Origin of the sequence: Chitinophaga sp. RCC_12, from assembly GCF_041360695.1 — a bacterium.
Lineage (GTDB): Bacteria > Bacteroidota > Bacteroidia > Chitinophagales > Chitinophagaceae > Chitinophaga.
This window is the reverse complement of the sequence record NZ_JBFUPS010000001.1, coordinates 940,008-957,832: the sequence shown is the minus strand read 5'-3', so window position 1 is coordinate 957,832 and position 17,825 is coordinate 940,008. Positions and strand designations below refer to the sequence as shown.

The 17,825-nt window shown below is 49.1% G+C and carries 12 protein-coding genes; 11 read left to right on the top strand and 1 reads right to left on the bottom strand.

Annotated features, from left to right (window positions below; translation table 11 throughout):
- Positions 1 to 199: 199 nt before the first annotated feature.
- On the bottom strand, positions 200 to 1,777 hold the full coding sequence (locus AB6805_RS03800; protein WP_370908124.1) for a tetratricopeptide repeat protein: 1,578 nt from the start codon (positions 1,775 to 1,777) through the stop codon (positions 200 to 202).
- Between the two features lie 187 nt (positions 1,778 to 1,964).
- Between AB6805_RS03800 and AB6805_RS03795 the strand changes: the two genes are divergently transcribed.
- From AB6805_RS03795 to AB6805_RS03745, 11 genes are all read left to right on the top strand, one after another.
- Entirely contained in the window at positions 1,965 to 2,741 is a 777-nt protein-coding gene (locus tag AB6805_RS03795; protein ID WP_370908123.1) for a DUF1080 domain-containing protein, read from the top strand.
- Positions 2,742 to 2,871: 130 nt separating this feature from the next.
- On the top strand, positions 2,872 to 3,474 hold the full coding sequence (locus tag AB6805_RS03790) for an RNA polymerase sigma factor (protein WP_370908122.1): 603 nt from the start codon (positions 2,872 to 2,874) through the stop codon (positions 3,472 to 3,474).
- An 85-nt stretch (positions 3,475 to 3,559) separates the two neighbouring features.
- Positions 3,560 to 4,729, top strand: coding sequence for a FecR family protein (locus tag AB6805_RS03785; RefSeq protein WP_370908121.1), 1,170 nt, complete (start codon positions 3,560 to 3,562; stop codon positions 4,727 to 4,729).
- A gap of 320 nt (positions 4,730 to 5,049) precedes the next feature.
- Complete coding sequence (locus AB6805_RS03780; protein ID WP_370908120.1) at positions 5,050 to 8,379, top strand: TonB-dependent receptor; 3,330 nt, start codon at positions 5,050 to 5,052, stop codon at positions 8,377 to 8,379.
- Between the two features lie 11 nt (positions 8,380 to 8,390).
- Entirely contained in the window at positions 8,391 to 10,079 is a 1,689-nt protein-coding gene (locus tag AB6805_RS03775) for a RagB/SusD family nutrient uptake outer membrane protein (RefSeq protein WP_370908119.1), read from the top strand.
- Between the two features lie 8 nt (positions 10,080 to 10,087).
- Positions 10,088 to 12,562: a hypothetical protein gene (locus AB6805_RS03770; protein WP_370908118.1), complete on the top strand. Its 2,475-nt coding sequence runs from the start codon at positions 10,088 to 10,090 to the stop codon at positions 12,560 to 12,562.
- An 8-nt stretch (positions 12,563 to 12,570) separates the two neighbouring features.
- Positions 12,571 to 13,725, top strand: coding sequence for a hypothetical protein (locus AB6805_RS03765; RefSeq protein WP_370908117.1), 1,155 nt, complete (start codon positions 12,571 to 12,573; stop codon positions 13,723 to 13,725).
- Positions 13,688 to 15,496 (top strand): FAD-dependent oxidoreductase, encoded by a 1,809-nt coding sequence (locus AB6805_RS03760; RefSeq protein ID WP_370908116.1) that lies wholly within the window; start codon positions 13,688 to 13,690, stop codon positions 15,494 to 15,496. The genes AB6805_RS03765 and AB6805_RS03760 overlap by 38 nt, the downstream gene beginning before the upstream one ends.
- A 2-nt stretch (positions 15,497 to 15,498) precedes the next feature.
- Positions 15,499 to 16,458 (top strand): FAD:protein FMN transferase, encoded by a 960-nt coding sequence (locus tag AB6805_RS03755; protein WP_370908115.1) that lies wholly within the window; start codon positions 15,499 to 15,501, stop codon positions 16,456 to 16,458.
- A gap of 377 nt (positions 16,459 to 16,835) precedes the next feature.
- Positions 16,836 to 17,240 carry a hypothetical protein gene (locus AB6805_RS03750; RefSeq protein ID WP_370908114.1) on the top strand — a complete coding sequence of 135 codons (405 nt, stop codon included), beginning with the start codon at positions 16,836 to 16,838 and terminating at the stop codon, positions 17,238 to 17,240.
- Between the two features lie 2 nt (positions 17,241 to 17,242).
- Complete coding sequence (locus AB6805_RS03745; protein ID WP_370908113.1) at positions 17,243 to 17,752, top strand: hypothetical protein; 510 nt, start codon at positions 17,243 to 17,245, stop codon at positions 17,750 to 17,752.
- Positions 17,753 to 17,825: the final 73 nt, after the last annotated feature.

Here is a 17,825-nt window from a genome sequence, read left to right as displayed (position 1 = left end):
GGCATCGCAAATGTGGGCTGCTGCAAAAAAAAATGCAAGAAAGCAGCGTAAGCAAAACGTAAACAGCGTTAACAACACCGTAAACAAAGCGTGATCAGCGTATACAAACAGGATGTAAGTTGTTGGTAGTTAGGTGTTTATTTGTAACAGGAATCGCCATTACCATTATGTTACCGCAACGTTACCGGAACGTTATGCATCACAGGCTTTGCACAAAAGTGTTGAGCGTATCGCCTTCGGGAATGTTTAATTTTTTCCGGAGACGGTATCTTGCCACCCGTAAACTGTCGGGTGAAATACCAAGAATGGTAGCCATATCTTTTGAGTCCATATTCATTTTATGGAGCGCCAGTAATTTGATATCGTTGTTGGTAAGATCGCTGTGCAACGCATTGAGTTTATCAAAAAACACCTGGTGTACCTGTTCAAAGATGCCGGTGAATTCTTTCCATTGTTTCTCGTGATTGACGGTCTGGTTAATTTTCAACACCAGTTGCTGCAGTTGTTTTTTCTGGTCCCGTTTATCTTCCTGTACCATTTCTGACAGCGTATTCCGCAGTTCATCGAGGAACTGGTTTCGTTGAATCACGTCCAGCGTATGCGTGGCCAGCTGCCTGCTTTTTAGCTCCAGCTGGTCTTTCTGCACGCGGTTTATTTCGGCATTCCGTTCAGATACGGTCTGGGCCTGGCTGATCTTCAGCTTCTGGCGGGAAATGGTGAGCAGGCAAAGGAGGATGAGTAACACCACTACAATGACTACTGCCGTGTAAATGATGCGGTTTATTTTATGGCTGTTTTCCAGCTGGAGGATTTCGTCGTTCTTTTTATTGGTATCGTACAGGATCTGAAGGAAATTCATCTGCTGGTTGTTTTGGGCAGAGTAGATGTCGAGCAGGCATTTGCGGCTGTACTCCATATAATAAAAGGCGCTGTCGTTCCGTCCGAGGAGATTAAATGCCTTGGCAATGTCTTTACAGGCTGCGGCCTCCTGGTACTTGTTATTGGTTTGCTGTGCCAGGGCGAGTGCTGCTTTAGAATAGGGCAGGCTGTTTTTTACATCGCCGGTTTTCCGGAGCACGTCTCCTATATTATTTAATACTTCTATGCCGGCTATCCGTTCGTGGCTTGCCTCAAAAAGTTGCAGGGCCATGCGGAAGGAGGAGAGGGCGGTATCGTATTTTTCGAGGTCTTCATAAATGGTGCCCAGGTTTTCGTAGATGCCGGCCATGCCGAAAGTGTCGCGTGCGCGCTGGTATTGTGTCAGCGCCAGTTCCTGGAAATACCGGGCGCTGTCGTATTGTTGCTGTTTTTCGTAGTAGTGACCAATGTGGCCATAGGTGGCGGCAATGCCGGCGGGATCATTTACCTGCCGGTACAGCTGAAGGGCTTTATCGTACTGCATTTTGGCGCCTGGCTTATTAATATTGCGGTAATAGAGCTGGCCCATATCATTGAGTACGGCCGCTTCGGCGGCTTTATGGCCGGTGGCGGTAAAAAGAGTGGCCGCCTGCTGGTAGTATTCCAGCGATTTGGCGTAGTGCCCCAGGGTAAAACAGATTTTTCCCATCTGGCGGAGGCATTTGCCGGCAGTGGCTTCATCTTTGTTACTGATAGCTGCATCGTGCATTTTGCGCAGGGCAAGAAAGGCGGCATCCGGTGATTCCTGGCTCAGCTTTCCGGCGGCGGCCAGCTGCATTTGCAGGGTGTCCTGCGCAGTGGTGGTGATTGCCGGGAGGACAGATAAGCATACGACGATAAACTGAAAAAAACGTTTCATTTGTAATGACAGCACGTATTAATTAAGTGTAATCAATCCGCAAAGAATGTTTTTTAGTGTTAACTGTATGTTACCAAACGGGCTGCCGCTGACATAAAAATGCTTGCTTACCGATACTATTTTATATATTATTGTGCCGCCGGTTACATTTTTGACCCATAAAATTAGTTCCAGTTAAATATTGATTATGAAAAAGAGAATCTTAGTTACCATGCTGCTGGCCGGAGGAATTGGCGCCGCCAATGCCCAGGAGAAAGCAAAACCTGAAGATACAGAAGTATATACCCCGGTGCCGCCGGAGGTAAAACCCGGAAAAAAATGTGGTGAAGCGCCTTCGGATGCGATCATACTGTTCGATGGCAGCAACCTGGATCAGTGGGTAATGACCGACGACCGGGAGAAACCCGCAGAATGGCTGGTGAACAAAGGCATTCTGACGGTAAACAAGAAGTCAGGGAATATTGAAACAAAGAAGTCCTTTAAGAACTACCAGTTACATATCGAGTGGCGCGTTCCCGCGAATATCACCGGTACCGGTCAGGGCAGGGGCAACAGCGGCGTTTTCCTCGCCTCCATTGGTAAAGGGGATGCCGGTTATGAATTACAGGTACTGGACTCCTATAACAATAAAACGTATACCAATGGCCAGGCCGGAAGCATTTACAAGCAGTCCGTGCCACTGGCTAACCCTACCCTGAAACCAGGGGAGTGGAATACGTATGATGTCATCTGGACAGCGCCCGTATTTGGTGCAGATGGCGCGTTGGTATCTCCCGCAAAAGTAACCGTAACTTTTAACGGCGTGGTAGTACAGAATGGCTACGAGCTGAAAGGCCCTACCCAATACATCGGCCAGGCATCTTACCGCCAGGCGCATGGCGCCAGCCCTATCAAGCTGCAGGCACATGGCGATAAGAGTGAACCGCTCAGCTTCCGGAATATCTGGGTAAGAGAATTACAGTAACAAAAACGAATTTACAGGAGAGGGCTGCCGGAAACGACAGCCCTTTTTTATTTTTTTCTCCCCGTTCCATCATTTTCTTTACTTTTAATACAACGACGTTATGTAAAACTATTCCACTTTATCCGGTTCCATGGAGCACGTAAACATTGAAAAGAAATTGTTGCAAAGGGCTGCCGAAGGCCATGAGGAGGCGTTTACCCAACTCTTTTTCCTGTACAGGCATAAGTTGTACAGCTTCCTGCTGCGCTTAACGGAATCTCCCGAAATGACGGAAGACGTAATACAGGACGTATTCCTGAAATTGTGGAAGGACCGTGAAAACCTGGTGAACATTGAACAGTTTGGCGGGTATGTTTACCGGATGGCGCAACACCAGGCACTGAATGCGTTCCGCCGGATGGCGAAAGAAACACTGATCCTGGCTGAACTCACCAGGACGATCAACGATGCCGCCCCCGCTGATGCCGCGGATAACCTGAGTGTCCGCGAGGTGAGGGAAAAGTTACAATACGCGCTCGATCATCTTCCCCCAAAACAAAAACTGGTGTATACCCTGAGCCGGGAACAGGGACTGAAACATGAAGAAATTGCCCGGCAGCTTAATATTTCCCCGTCTACCGTTAATAATCATATGATTGCCGCCCTGCGCACCATCCGCCAGCAACTGGGGCCGCACCTGCATTCCATTACCGGCGCTTCCTGCCTCCTGATGATCATCGATGGCTTCTGCTGAAAAAATATTTTCAGCGACACTAGTTATATCCTTCCGCCCGGGTGTCTATAATACGACAGATTCCGCATTAATGTAAAAACACCGCATGACTTCAGCAAGGATCAGCTACCTGGCAGCACGCTATTTTGATAATACCTGTACACCGGCAGAAAAGCTGGAGCTGGCGGCATGGATCGACCGGCAAACGGATGATACTGTGCTGGAAGCCGTATTGGGAGAAGCCTGGGCATCGCATGTGCCGCTGATCATGATGCCGGATGAAATGTCGGACCGTATTGTGTCAGCCATGTTTGGCCGTGCGCCGGAGGTCCCCGTGGTACAGGCGCGTACCCGCTATTATAAAATATGGTGGGCAGCTGCCAGTATCCTTGTACTGGGTGGCATAGGCGTATGGGCATGGCAGCATCAGCGGTCGCCATCGCCGGTAGCAGAAAGCAAACAACAACGATATAAAAATGAAGTGATGCCGGGCAGCAACCGCGCCATGCTCACCCTGGCCGATGGGAGCGTGATTGCGCTGGACAGCGCCGGCAACGGACTATTGGGCCGGCAGGGCGCCGTAAAGATCATCAAACAGGCCAACGGTGAACTGGCTTATGTGGGCAACGGCAACGGCGAGGCCATGTATAATACCATGACCACCCCGCGGGGCGGTCAGTACCACCTTACCTTGCCGGATGGCACACAGGTTTGGTTGAACGCCGCTTCTGCGATTACTTATCCCGCCGCATTTACCGGTAAGGAAAGAAAAGTAACAGTAAAAGGGGAAGCCTATTTCGAGGTAACCGCCAATGCCAATATGCCTTTCCGGGTAGCCGCCGGCAACACCGCTATAACGGTACTGGGCACACGATTTAACGTAAATGCCTATACGGAGGAACCGGCTGTCCGCACCACGCTGGTAGATGGTGCCGTAAGCGTAACTGCCGGCAGCAACAGCACCGTACTCCGCCCGCGCATGCAGGCGAGGGTAGGCAAAGATGAAGTATTACACGTTACTGAAAATATAGATACCGATGAAATCATCGCCTGGAAAAACGGGTTCTTCCAGTTTACCGACGCAGATATGCCTGCCGTAATGAGGCAAATAGAGAAGTGGTACGACGTTAAAGTGACTTATGAAGGACCTGTTCCTGAAAAGAGCTTTGGCGGCGGTATGCAACGCTCTTTGCCCTTAACGGAAGTGTTGGGAATACTGGAAGAAAATGGGGTGAAATTTAAGATAGAGGGGAAAAATATTATTGTATTGAAATAAAAAACCACGTTACTGATTCACTATTAAACTTAGAAACACAAATTCCACTGCATAAGCTCCTGTAGTTTATGTATCCTCACCTGTTATGCATAATAAAGCCGGAAACGCTGATAACATTTCCGGCGGCGTCTGGATAACAGAAACAAAAAAGTCGGCGAAGACTCCTTATTCATTCAACCAAACAATGCAAATGTATGCAAATTAATTGTATCGCTCTTTGCAGCCGGACAGCTGTTGCTATTACCCGGAGCGTTATTTCCCGGACAGGCAGCAGGGTTTCCCGGCATCGCACGCTATGCTCAACCAAAATGCTGTTAGCTATGAAGTTAACGATTGTGTTCACATTACTGCTCCTGAATGTAAGTGCCACCGGCCTTTCGCAAACGGTCAGTTTTTCCGGTAAGTCGGTATCACTCAAAGCAGTATTTGCCGCCATTAAAAAACAAACGGGTTACGTGGTGTTCTACGACAACCAGCTGCTGCAAAACAGTACGCCCGTGACCCTCTCCGTGGAAAACGCGCCGCTGGCGGTATTGCTGAATGCTGCCCTGAAAGACCAGGGGATGACTTTTACCATCCTGGACAGAACTATTTCCGTAAAAAAGCAGCGACCGCCACTCACGCTTCCGCCCCTCCTGAAATTGATGATCCCGCAAATGACCATCACCGGCCGGGTAACCGACGATTCCAATACACCGCTGCCCGGTGTTACGGTATTACAGAAAGGTACCAGCAACGCCGTTGTTACCAGCGAAACGGGCGAATACCGGCTTTCCAATATCAGCGATGGCGCCGTGATCGTTTTTTCCTACATCGGGTTTAATAAAGAAGAGATCACCGTGAATGGACAGTATAAGCTGGACGTTCGTCTTACCAAAGCCGCCAACACCGCGCTCGACGAACTGGTGGTTATCGGCTATGGCACCATGAAGAAAAGTGACCTCACCGGTGCAGTATCTACCGTGAAAGGCGATGCCATCGCCTCCCGCAAAACCACGCAGGTATCGCAGGCGCTCCAGGGCGCTGTGCCGGGTGTAATGGTTACCCGCACCAATAACGCACCAGGCGCCGTGGCGCAGATCCGCGTAAGAGGCATCACCACCATTTCTGATGCCGGCGCCACACCGCTCATCATCCTCGATGGCGTGCCCATAGATGATATCAACTCCATCAACCCAAATGATATCGATAATATTTCGGTATTGAAAGACGCCGCCTCTGCTTCTATTTATGGCTCCAGGGCGGCCGCCGGCGTGATCCTGGTCACCACCAAACGCGCAAAGAGCGGTCAGCTGGACCTGAACTACAGCTATGAATACGGCGTGGAAAAGCCTACCAAACTGCCGGATTATGCCAATGCTGTACGCTATATGCAACTTACCAACGAGCTGCGGTGGAACGATAATGGCAATAACGCCAACGAATACCCTACCTATACCAAAGATATTGTGGATAACTACGCCACATTGCATGCACAAAATCCGGATCAATACCCGGATACTGATTTTAGAGGCATGATCCTCAACAACAGCGCACCCCGCGAAACCCATGCACTCAGCATCGCCGGCGCCGGGAAGGCACTGCGCTCCAGGGTTTCACTGGTATATGATAAAGTCGGCGCACTGTACGACGACCGCTCCTACGACCGCCTCACCACACGTATCAATAACGACATAGTCATCAATAAATACCTCACCGCCAGCGTGGACGTGAATTACAAACGCACCATCGTTAAACAACCCGTCGTAGACCCAATGTACAAGATGGGTATCATGCCGCCTATTTACGCGGCCATGTGGTCCGACGGCCGCATTGGCGCTGGAAAAGACGGCGCGAACATATACGTGCAAACAAAATACGGCGGCTTTAACAACAACTGGTTTAATCAACTTGGCGGAAAGGTAGGCATCGATTTTACGCCCATAGAAGGATTGAAAATTTCCGGTGTCGTATCTCCCTTTATTAACTTCGATAAAGGAAAGAAATTTACCCGCAAAGTGCCGTATACGTCTTTCAACAATCCCAACATCATTTCGGGATATATTGAAGGCGCTACGGAAACCAAACTGGAAGAAGTCCGCAATGACAACTACCGCTATACCACCCAGTTTATTGCCAATTATAGTAAACAAATCAAAGACCACAGCTTCAGCCTGATGGGCGGATATGAATTTTATAAGGCGTTCAATGAAGATCTGGGCGCTTCCCGCGGCCAGTATATCCTCAGCAACTATCCTTACCTCAACCTGGGACCACTGGAGTTCCGCGACAACAGCGGCGGCGCATATGAAAATGCTTACCGCTCCTGGTTTGGAAGGGTTACTTATAGCTACAAAGATAAATACCTGTTCCAGGGTAATATCCGCTATGATGCGTCTTCCCGTTTTGCTGCAGGCTACCGCTGGGGTTCTTTCCCCTCTTTTTCCGCCGGCTGGGTCATATCAGAAGAGAAATTTATGAAATCCACCGCGCCCTGGTTATCCTTTGCAAAGCTCCGTGCTTCCTGGGGTTCGCTGGGTAACGAACGTATCGGTAACTATCCTTACCAGGCATTACTGCGCTTTGAAAATAACTCCCTGTTCTATAAAGGCAACAGCGCCGTATCCGCGCAATCTGCCGCACAGTGGCAATATGCGATCCGTGATATTTCCTGGGAAACCACCCATTCATGGGATCTCGGCGCTGATGTAAACTTCCTCAATAACAGGTTACGTTTTACCGGTGATTATTTTAAGAAGACAACAGACGATATCCTGCTGGAGCTGGAAATCCCTGATTACATTGGCTTCGACAATCCTTACCAGAACACTGGTAAAATGTTTACAACCGGCTGGGAAGCGCAACTGGGCTGGAACGATCGCATCGGTGATTTCACTTATAGTGTATCCGTGAACGTGGCAGACTTTGTATCAAAAATGGGCGACCTGGGTGGTACGCAGTTCGTGGGAGATTCTATCAAAAAACAAGGCAGTGAATTTAACGAATGGTATGGCTATTTATCTGATGGCATTTACCAGACACAAGATGAAGTGGATAAATCGGCGAAGCTCAATGCCAATGTAAGGCCCGGCGATATCCGCTACCGCGATGTGAGCGGTCCGAATGGCGTACCCGATGGCAAAATATCCCCTGAATACGACCGCGTATTGCTGGGTGGTTCGCTGCCCCGCTACCAATACGGGATCAATTTGCAGGGCGGATTCCGTAACTGGGACCTTGGTATCGTATTCCAGGGCGTAGGCAAACAAAACTCCAGGCTTACTGTGGATATGGTACGGCCCCTCATGGAAAATTTCGGCAATTTCCCGGCTATCCTCGATGGCAATTCCTGGAGCAAATACAATACGCCGGAACAGAACAAAGCAGTCCGGTATCCGCGTTACAGCAATACTTCCGCAGGCAATAACTACGCCATGTCCGATTTCTGGCTGATCAACGGCGCCTATTTCCGCCTGAAAAATATCAGTGTGGGGTATTCCATGCCTAACGACTGGGTAAAGAAGATCCGCATACAAGGTGTTCGTATATACGGCAGCGTTAGCGATCTTTTATCGGTGCATAATTTCCCGAAAGGATGGGATCCCGAACAACCTTCACTGGGCTATCCTATTACCACCAGTTATGTTATTGGCGCATCTGTTAAATTCTAAATTCCACGAACATGAAGCAACTTATTCTCATAGCCGGCATCACTTGTTTTCTCTTCAGCGCCTGCGGCAGCCTGGATCTCAACCCGCTGTCCGACGGCTCCAGCGAAACCTGGAATTCCAATGCGGAAGAAATTGAAATGTCGCTTAACGGATTGTATAAAATCAATTTCTGGATGAGGGACGACGACGAGTGGACCGACGACTGGATCTACCGCGACGTTACTACCGCTATTACCGGCGCTACCATCAATGGGCAAACTGATTTTGTAAAGAAGTGGTGGACAGATACCTACAAAGCCGTTGCCCGCGCCAACAACATCCTGCAAAGCATTTCCCGCGCCGATAAGGTGTTGTCGGCCGACCAGATCAACAACTACACCGCAGAAGCCCGCTTTGTAAGAGCGTGTATGTATTCCCGTTTGTTATCGCATTACGGCAATATCATTTACACCGATTCCATGCTCGATATCGACCAGGCATTGCAGCTGAAGCAAACGGACAAAGCCACGGTGCTGAAAAAGATCTATGAAGATTTTGATGCCGCTGCCGCTTCCTTGAAAACCACTTACGGTACATCGGAATTGAAACGTGCCACTAAAGGCGCTGCCCTGGCCATGAAAGCGCGTATTGCCCTGTATATGGGCGACTGGGCCGTTGCACGCGATGCCGCTAAGGCATGTATCGATCTCGATGTATATAAATTGCACGATAATTTTGGTAACTTGTTCCTGTCGAAGACAAAGAATTCCACAGAAACAGTTTTTGGCCTGCCAAGATCCGTGACCTTAAAAGTCACTTTCGACGATTGCCAGAACTATGTATCGCGTAACGCCGGTGGGTGGGCTGCCAAAGATCCGTCATGGGATCTCTTTTGCAGTTTTTTATGTAAAGATGGATTACCGGTAGATGAATCCCCTTTATTTAATCCCCGCCGCCCGTTTGATAACCGGGATCCGCGCTGTGCCGCCACTATCGTAGAGTTTCAGACACCGCACCTGGGATATATTTTCCAGCCACACCCGGACTCCGTGAAAGTAAGATCAGTATCAGACAATAAATACGTAGAAAATAAAGATACCCGCACCATTGCACAGTACGCATCGTTCAACGGGTTGTTATGGAAAAAAGGAATTGACGGCGACTGGCTCCTCAACTCCTGGAAATCAGAACCGGATAATATCGTGATCCGTTTTGCAGATGTATTGCTCATATATGCAGAAGCCAAAACAGAGCTGGGAGAAACAGATCAGCTGGTGCGCGACGCTATTAACAAAGTAAGGGCGCGCGCCTATGGTACCGTGTACACCAATACCAGCGGGTATCCTGCGGTGACTACGGCAGATCAGTCGGCCCTGCGTAAAATTATCCGTACGGAAAGAAGAATGGAGTTTGCGCTGGAAGGCATCCGCTACATGGATATCATCCGTTGGAAGCTGGCGGAAAAAGTGCTGAACAAAGCAAACTATGGTTTGCTGGAACCCGCGGACCTGCGCACAAAAATAGTGCAGCCGGGATTATGGTTCTTCCCGCAAACGCCGGCTATTGATGAAGATGGTATAGCGGATTTTAGCGCGATGTATAATGCCGGCCTGGTAAAACAGATCACCGTGCGGAAGTTTGATGCCACGCGTCAGTACCTGTGGCCTATTCCATCTACAGAAGTATTGACCAGTCACCTCACCCAGAACCCAAATTATTAAGCCAGCACATGACACAAAGAAATAGATTGGCAGCAGCAGTAATGGCCATCGGTATATTGGGAGCTGCGTGTAAAAGTGAAAAAGCCGCGGCGCCGCGATCGTTCAGCGGTATTTACCCGCACCTGGCGATGTATAACAAGGAAGGAGAATGCGGCACCGGTGCAGTAGTGCCGTGGGCGGGAAAGTTGTGGGTAATTACTTACGGCCCGCACCTGCCTTTTGGCTCATCTGATAAACTGTATGAAATAACCCCCGACCTGAAACAGGTGGTACGCAGCGAAAGCATTGGCGGCACACCAGCCAACCGTATGATCCACCCCGAAAGCCACCAGTTGTTCATAGGGCCATATGCGATTGGAGAAAACGGCCAGGTGCGCGTCATCCCTTACACGGCAATGCCCGGGCGGCATACCGGTAACGCCAGGCATCTTACAGATCCTGCCGGGAAAATTTATTATGGCACCATGGAAGAAGGTTTTTATGAAGTAGATGTAAAAACCCTTCAACCTACTTTATTATATGAAGATGGAAATGTAAAAAACAAAAAAGGCGCAGACACTACCGCCAACTCACCTTCCGCCTTGTTGCCGGGAGCGCATGGTAAAGGCCTGTATTCCGGGCAGGGCGTAATGATCTATTCCAACAACGGGGAACCCGGACCCAAAGCATTGACCCAGTTTGATATTGAAGCCGGGTCGTTATCGGAATGGAACGGGAAAGACTGGAAAGTGGTGCGCCGGAACCAGTTCACGGAAATCACCGGCCCGGGCGGCATCTCCGGAAATAAAAATCCGGCCACCGACCCCATATGGGCTACAGGCTGGGATCATAAATCGGTGTTACTCGGATTGCGCGACCAGGGCAAATGGAGCTTTTTCCGGTTGCCAAAGGCCAGTCACAGCTACGACGGCGCACATGGCTGGAACACCGAATGGCCGCGTATCCGCGATGTCGGCGCCAACAATAAACCGGATTACCTCATGACCATGCACGGCCTGTTCTGGCATTTCCCCGGACAGTTTTCTACCGGGCATACTGCGGGTATCCGTCCCCGTAGCGCCTACCTGAAAGTGATCGGCGACTTCACCCGCTGGCAGGATCAGCTGGTGTTTGGTTGCGACGACGCCGCACAAAAAGAATTTCTCAACAAGCGTACCGCCAAAGGAAGTATTGAAGGACCCGGACAATCAAATTCCAATCTCTGGTTTACCTCCCTGCAACAACCCGATGCGCTGGGACCCAACACCGCTGAAGGCGCCGTATGGCTGAATGAAGCCGTAACGCCCTCACAGCCTTCCGAGCCTTTCCTCTTTGCCGGCTGGCCTCACCGCAGCGCACGCATCACCCACAACGGCAAACGTGCCGTAGAGTTCACGCTGGAAACAGATAAAGGTGACGGCAACTGGAGCATTGCGCAAAAAGTAACCGTAGCGCCCGGGCAAACCGGCGATGTTATTTTCCCGGAAAATATGCCGGGAGAATGGATCCGCATCACTGCCGCACAACCGGTAGTAGCCACCGCGCATTTCTTTTATGCTGCCAATGATGCCCGCAAAACAGCCCCGGCGGCTATTTTCAACGGACTAAGCAATGTAACCGACGCCGTTTCCAACGGCGGGTTATTATATGGTTTGGGTAACGATCGCCGCGCACTTGGCATACTGGCACAGTCGTATAAAAATGGTGACGCTACAGTGGAAGGCTATTACGAACTGGATGCCAATATGGACCTTGTAAAAAAAGACGATCCTAAAACGGCGGACTTCATCCAACAGAAATTCGCCATCCCGCAACAGGCGGTAACGGTGGAAGCCGGCGCTGTATTGATTGTAGACGATAAAGGCCGCAGATGGCGGTTGCCGCTGGGCAATGAAGCCTTCGCCGGACTTACCGGCAAAGCCGCCCTGCGCATTTGCCGCGAGGTGTCAACAGAAAGGGACCTGTTTAATTGTATGGGCACCTTCTATGAATTGCCTGCGGAAAACGCCGACGGCTATGCGAAAATACGACCGGTAGCATCGCATCCTTTCCGGATCAACGACTACGCCGCTTACCGCGGTATGCTGGTAATGACAGGCATTGCTCCCGGTACCAAAGCCGGCGAACATATCATTGTATCGGAAGATAAAAAAGCGATGGTATGGGCAGGCGCTATCGATGATCTCTGGCAGCTGGGCCGGCCTGTGGGCCGCGGCGGTCCGTGGAAAGATGCGGCGGTGGAAGCAGGCAAACCTTCAGATCCTTACCTGATTGGTTTTTATTCACAGCGGCAGCTGCAGTTATCGCATGATGCTGCCGCGCCGGTTGAATTTACCCTGGACATCGACCCGGTGGGCAACGGCGCCTGGATGAAGTATAAAACCGTTACCGTTGCCCCGGGAGAAACGCTGAACTGGCAGTTCCCCGATGGCTTCGAAGCACGATGGATCCGTTTTACCAGCAACAAAAACTGCCACGCTACTGCATGGCTGGAATATAAATAACGAGCGGCATGAAATATACAGTGGTCTGTTTACTGATGTGGTGTTGCCAGGTAGCCAACGGAAAAAATCCCGTTGATACCGGCGCGGTGAAAGACGTGCTGGGTAACCGCTCGTTGTTACCGGTGGCTGCCTCGTATAAAACATACCGTATCAGTGACACTGCGGCTTATGAGCTGCAGCTGGCGCTGGACCGGGATAACAGGCCACTGTACTATTACCGGCATATTTTTACGCCGGTTTGTTATACGGGAGAATGTAAACCGGTATACATCAACCTTTACTGGGACCTGCTGGGCAATTATATCCGTTATGATCTGCCCGGAAAGGAAGTATTAACAAAGCTGGATCACAAAGAATTTAAACGCGACGATTATGAAAAGCTGCAGGACATATTAGCCCGGCCCAATTCGTTGCTGGCTGATCTGGCCATCACCGACCTCATTGTACCGGGAACGGAAAGTCTCAGCGATTCGGTGGATGCCCGTACCGGCGCCACGCTGAAAACCATTAAAAATGAAGTGATTTCCGGCGCCGTGTATACCTGTTATACGCTCTGGCATATCGCACACGGTACCGTGACAGATGAAATCGCCCGTATTACAGATACCTATATCAATCCCGCACTGCTGCACCGTTTTCTGTCTTCCTCCAATCACGCTTATCAATATAAAGCACTTGAAAAGGTGATGGATAAAAACGGGAAGATAATGCCGGGTTTTGAAAATGATATCCGTACCTTGATTAATGGCAAAAATATTTTTATTGCCAGGTATACTTTACAACAGGTACATCCCGGTTTTATTACCGGCGCCAAGGCACAGTCGTGGTTATGGGATACTTACACTAAAAGCGTGTATCCGTTACAGTTAACCATGCTGCGCAAACTGGCTACCGTGCCGCTGAGCGATGCAATGGCAAAGCAACTCGCCAATGCGGGCAGCAGTGCCAATGAGGAACAGTTCCATTTAATACTGGCCGCATTACAGGCCACGCCCCATTTGCCGGATGCGGCGATACAGCTGCTGGCAAACCAGTTAGAAAGCACCGATGCCACACGGGCAGCCGCTATCCATGCGTTGCTGCTACAACAGCAGGCGGTGAATCATTCCGTAAAAATTAAGATGCATGAATATGAACAAACGCTTCATCCAACTGAAAAATAGCTGGCTCACCATCCTATTGTTGTGTATAGGTACACCCTGGCTGCAGGCGCAACAGCGGGTATTTGTGGAAACAGAATCCTTTACAGAAAAAGGCGGCTGGGTAATCGACCAGCAGTCGTTTCCCGTAATGGGCTCCTCCTACCTGATGGCGCATGGCATGGGCCGCCCGGTAAAAGATGCGGTGACTACCGTTAATTTCCCGGAGAAAGGTACTTATCATTTATGGGTGCGCACAAAAGACTGGGCGCCCTTCCCGAAGGGGCCAGGAAAATTCCAGGTGGTGGTGAATGATGCACCGGTGAAAACGGTGTTTGGAGAAAGTGGCAACGACAAATGGAAATGGTACGATGGAGGCGAGATCACCGTGCCTGCCGGCGCCACAAAAATAGCCTTGCGCGACCTCACCGGTTTTAATGGCCGTTGTGATGCCCTGATGTTTACCACCGGGAAATTTACCCCGCCGGATGACGCGGCCGCACTGAGCGCATTGCGCCGTAACCTTTTGCATTTAACGGCAGCGCCAAAAGAAGCCGGCCCGTTTGATCTCGTGGTAGTAGGGGGCGGCATTGCCGGCACCTGTGCCGCTATATCCGCTTCCCGCATGGGTTTGAAGGTAGCGTTGATACAAGACAGACCCGTACTCGGCGGTAACAACAGCTCGGAAATACGGGTGCACCTGATGGGCGATATCGACAAAAATTATTATCCCAAGTTAGGTCGCATTGTCAGGGAAATGGATAACGGCGATCCCGGTAACGGTAACCCCGATGCAAAAGAATATGGCGATGCCCGTAAAATAGCCATCGTTAAAGCGGAAAAAAATCTTACCCTGTTCCTCAATACCTATGTATTCAAAGTAGAAAAAGAGAAAGATCATATTGTAGCAGTTACCGGTCGTGATATTGCCAGCAACCAGGAAACACGTTTTACCGGCACTTACTTCTCTGATTGTACCGGCGATGGCACGATAGGTTATCTTGCCGGCGCCGCCTTCAGGATGGGCAGGGAAAGCAAGGAAGAAACAGGCGAATCCCTCGCCGCAGAGAAGCCAGATAGTTTTACACTGGGTACTTCCAATTTGTGGGCTTCCCTGCCAACCGACAGCGTTACTGCTTTCCCTGCCACACCCTGGGCCTTGCAGTTTTCAGATGAGTATCATATTGATGCGTCTAAAGCCGACTGGGAATGGGAAACCGGTTTTGGTAATTTCAATACCATCACGGAAGCCGAACAAATCCGCGATCATAACCTGCGGGCGATTTATGGTAACTGGTCCTATCTTAAAAACAGCAAACCAGAAAAATATGGCAAACAACAACTGGCCTGGGTAGCCTATATCGGCGGTAAACGCGAATCCCGGAGGATCATCGGCGATCATGTGCTCACCCAAATGGATATCCAGGAAGGCAAAATGTACCCGGATGGCGCTGTCACCGCCACCTGGACCATCGACCTGCACTTCCCGGATCCTGTCAACAAAAAATATTTTGAAGGACAGGAGTTTTTTGCCGGCACCAAACATATCAGGGTGGCCCCGTATACTATTCCGTACCGTTGTTTGTATTCTAAAAATATCAGCAACCTGTTTATGGCAGGACGGAATATCAGCACCACACACGTGGCCTTTGGCAGTACCCGTGTAATGCGTACCTGTGGTATGATGGGAGAAGTAGTGGGCTTTGCCGCCTATGTGGCCAACAAATATCACGGTAGCCCGCGGAGTGTATACACCGATCACCTTAGCGAATTGATGGACCTGCTTAAAAATTAAACATGTACGCCGTTTATATCCTGCTGCTGTTGCATACCGCCGTTGCTCCTTCCTTGATACACCTGGAAGGCAGCGCGCAAGGCACTACCTGGCATATTCAATATGCGGATGCGCAGCAGCGGGATTTCACGCCGCAGATAACACAAATCCTGGCAGACATCGACCAGTGCCTGTCTGTTTACCGGAAGGACTCCGAGATTTCTTTATTCAACCGCGCTACCTCCCTTGAATTCCAGCTGCCTTATTTTTACCCGGTGTTAAAAAAATCCGCCGAGATATACGCCGCCACCGGCGGCGCTTTCGACCCTACTGTCATGCCGCTCACCGCCGCTTACCGGCAGGGAAAAAGAACACATACCCCCTGGTGGGAAAAGGCCGATTCCCTGTTGCAATATGTAGGCTTTTCCAATATCCATTTTGATGAAACCGGCGTGCGCAAATTAAAGGAAGGTGTAAGCCTCGATTTCGACGGCATTGCGCAAGGCTATAGTGTGGATGTTTTAGCCGCATTACTGGACCGCAATGGCATCAGCGATTATATGGTAGAAATAGGCGGAGAAGTGCGCTGTAAAGGGCTTAAAAACGGCAAGTCGTGGACGGTTGGCATCGATAACCCATTGCATCCTGATCAGGAACTCGCTACCATACGGCTGCATAACAGGTCTGCTACCACGGCAGGTAATTACCGCGATCACTATGAGCAAAACGGTACTGTATCCGGACATATCATTCACCCCAAAACCGGTTACTCCACACCCGATTCGCTGTTGAGCGTTACGGTGTTTTCTGAAGATGCTATTACAGCAGACGGATATGATACCGCTTTTATGGTAATGGGAGTAGAGGCAACGAAACAGTTCCTGGAGCAACGGAAAGATCTGGATGCGTACCTGGTGTATGTGGATGCGCAGGGCGGGATGAAGGTGTGGATGACGGAAGGGGTGAGGAGGATGGTGGAGTGAGGAGGGACTGTTCCGAAGATTAACCCCAAAAGCTGTCGTTATTGATGGCTTTTTTGTTTTGAATTTAATTAATTGCATAGTACTGATTTGCGATATCTGTGTATATTTAATTAAACTAAATATTCAGCTGTTTTATACTTTGTATAACCCCGGGGAATTTCCTCTTATCAGTTAATTAACTACGCATATTGCTTCCCATTTTGTAATAATTAATGATGCTTCAGCCGCAATACGGTTGCTTTTAAGTCGGGTCATTTATTCTTTTAATTGATGATTTTTATCAATTAATTGACAAATAGAATAAAGTTACATAACTTTATGAGAGTTCTACATACTGCATCGGGCAAATAAAGAGGCGTATAACTTTACTACGAAAAGTGGAGTTAACAGGCGCCACAAAGAAGAGATTTGATTTTGATTGGGAAAGGGAAGTAGAATTTGAAACCTATAAAATCACATTTATCAATGATGATTATATTCTTGGACTGATGTCTGTTCAAATTAATTCTTCAGAGCGTAGATGTGAAATAAGATTGTTGGAATTGTCACGGGAGAATAGAGGTGATTTAAAGGTGTATGATAGGCTGGCAGGTTGTTTGATTGCTTTTGCATGTAAACTGTCATTTAAAGAAGGGTTTAATGGTTTTGTTTCTTTGATACCTAAGACGGTATTAATATCTCATTATATGAGGAAATGTTTTTTTTCTCCAATGGGAGCACAGCTCTATGTAGACGGTGAAATTTCTATTACTCTCATTACAGATTATTCGGAAAACGATTAATTATGAAGAAGAATAAGAAAATAAGTGAAGAACTATCTGTGGATAACATTTATCCTCACGGCCTTTCCAAAGAAGAAAAAACTGCTGCAGATAGAGAAATGGCAGCGTTTCGTATGCAGCAGTGGAATAAAATGACCCCAGCCGATCACCTCAAAGCAGACTTATTGCAAGTTAAGTACCAGATGGAAAGCGTAATTGAATCACTGGAATACCAGGGCTCATTGCACTTCGGCTATTTCCTTTCTGCCTATATCCGGGCCGTGCAAAAGAAGCAAAAGGAATTCGCCGCGGAGATCAGTATCGATGAAACCCGTTTAAGCCGTATTATTCATAATAAAGAATTTCCTAATGATGAGTTGTTTATCAGGCTGGAGCTGCACTCAAACAATACAATACCCGCACTCAGCTGGTTTTTGCTGGCGGAGAAAGGCAAGGCGTATAATATCAGTACAAGTAAAGAATTAAGGAAAAAAGAGAAGAAAAATGTGCATAAGACGATTGCAAAAATATAAGTTACAAATACCTCCTAATCACCTCATTCTTACACACCAGCCATATAAAATGAAAAAGTTGCAGGACTTGCCT

Bases quoted from the DNA above. Each gene is read 5' to 3' on its own strand.
- AB6805_RS03755 (WP_370908115.1), top strand. From the start codon at position 15,499: ATGTACGCCGTTTATATCCTGCTGCTGTTGCATACCGCCGTTGCTCCT.
- AB6805_RS03780 (WP_370908120.1), top strand. From the start codon at position 5,050: ATGAAGTTAACGATTGTGTTCACATTACTGCTCCTGAATGTAAGTGCC.
- AB6805_RS03775 (WP_370908119.1), top strand. From the start codon at position 8,391: ATGAAGCAACTTATTCTCATAGCCGGCATCACTTGTTTTCTCTTCAGC.
- AB6805_RS03795 (WP_370908123.1), top strand. From the start codon at position 1,965: ATGAAAAAGAGAATCTTAGTTACCATGCTGCTGGCCGGAGGAATTGGC.
- AB6805_RS03745 (WP_370908113.1), top strand. From the start codon at position 17,243: ATGAAGAAGAATAAGAAAATAAGTGAAGAACTATCTGTGGATAACATT.
- AB6805_RS03790 (WP_370908122.1), top strand. From the start codon at position 2,872: ATGGAGCACGTAAACATTGAAAAGAAATTGTTGCAAAGGGCTGCCGAA.
- AB6805_RS03765 (WP_370908117.1), top strand. From the start codon at position 12,571: ATGAAATATACAGTGGTCTGTTTACTGATGTGGTGTTGCCAGGTAGCC.
- AB6805_RS03800 (WP_370908124.1), bottom strand. From the start codon at position 1,777: ATGAAACGTTTTTTTCAGTTTATCGTCGTATGCTTATCTGTCCTCCCG.
- AB6805_RS03785 (WP_370908121.1), top strand. From the start codon at position 3,560: ATGACTTCAGCAAGGATCAGCTACCTGGCAGCACGCTATTTTGATAAT.
- AB6805_RS03770 (WP_370908118.1), top strand. From the start codon at position 10,088: ATGACACAAAGAAATAGATTGGCAGCAGCAGTAATGGCCATCGGTATA.
- AB6805_RS03760 (WP_370908116.1), top strand. From the start codon at position 13,688: ATGAATATGAACAAACGCTTCATCCAACTGAAAAATAGCTGGCTCACC.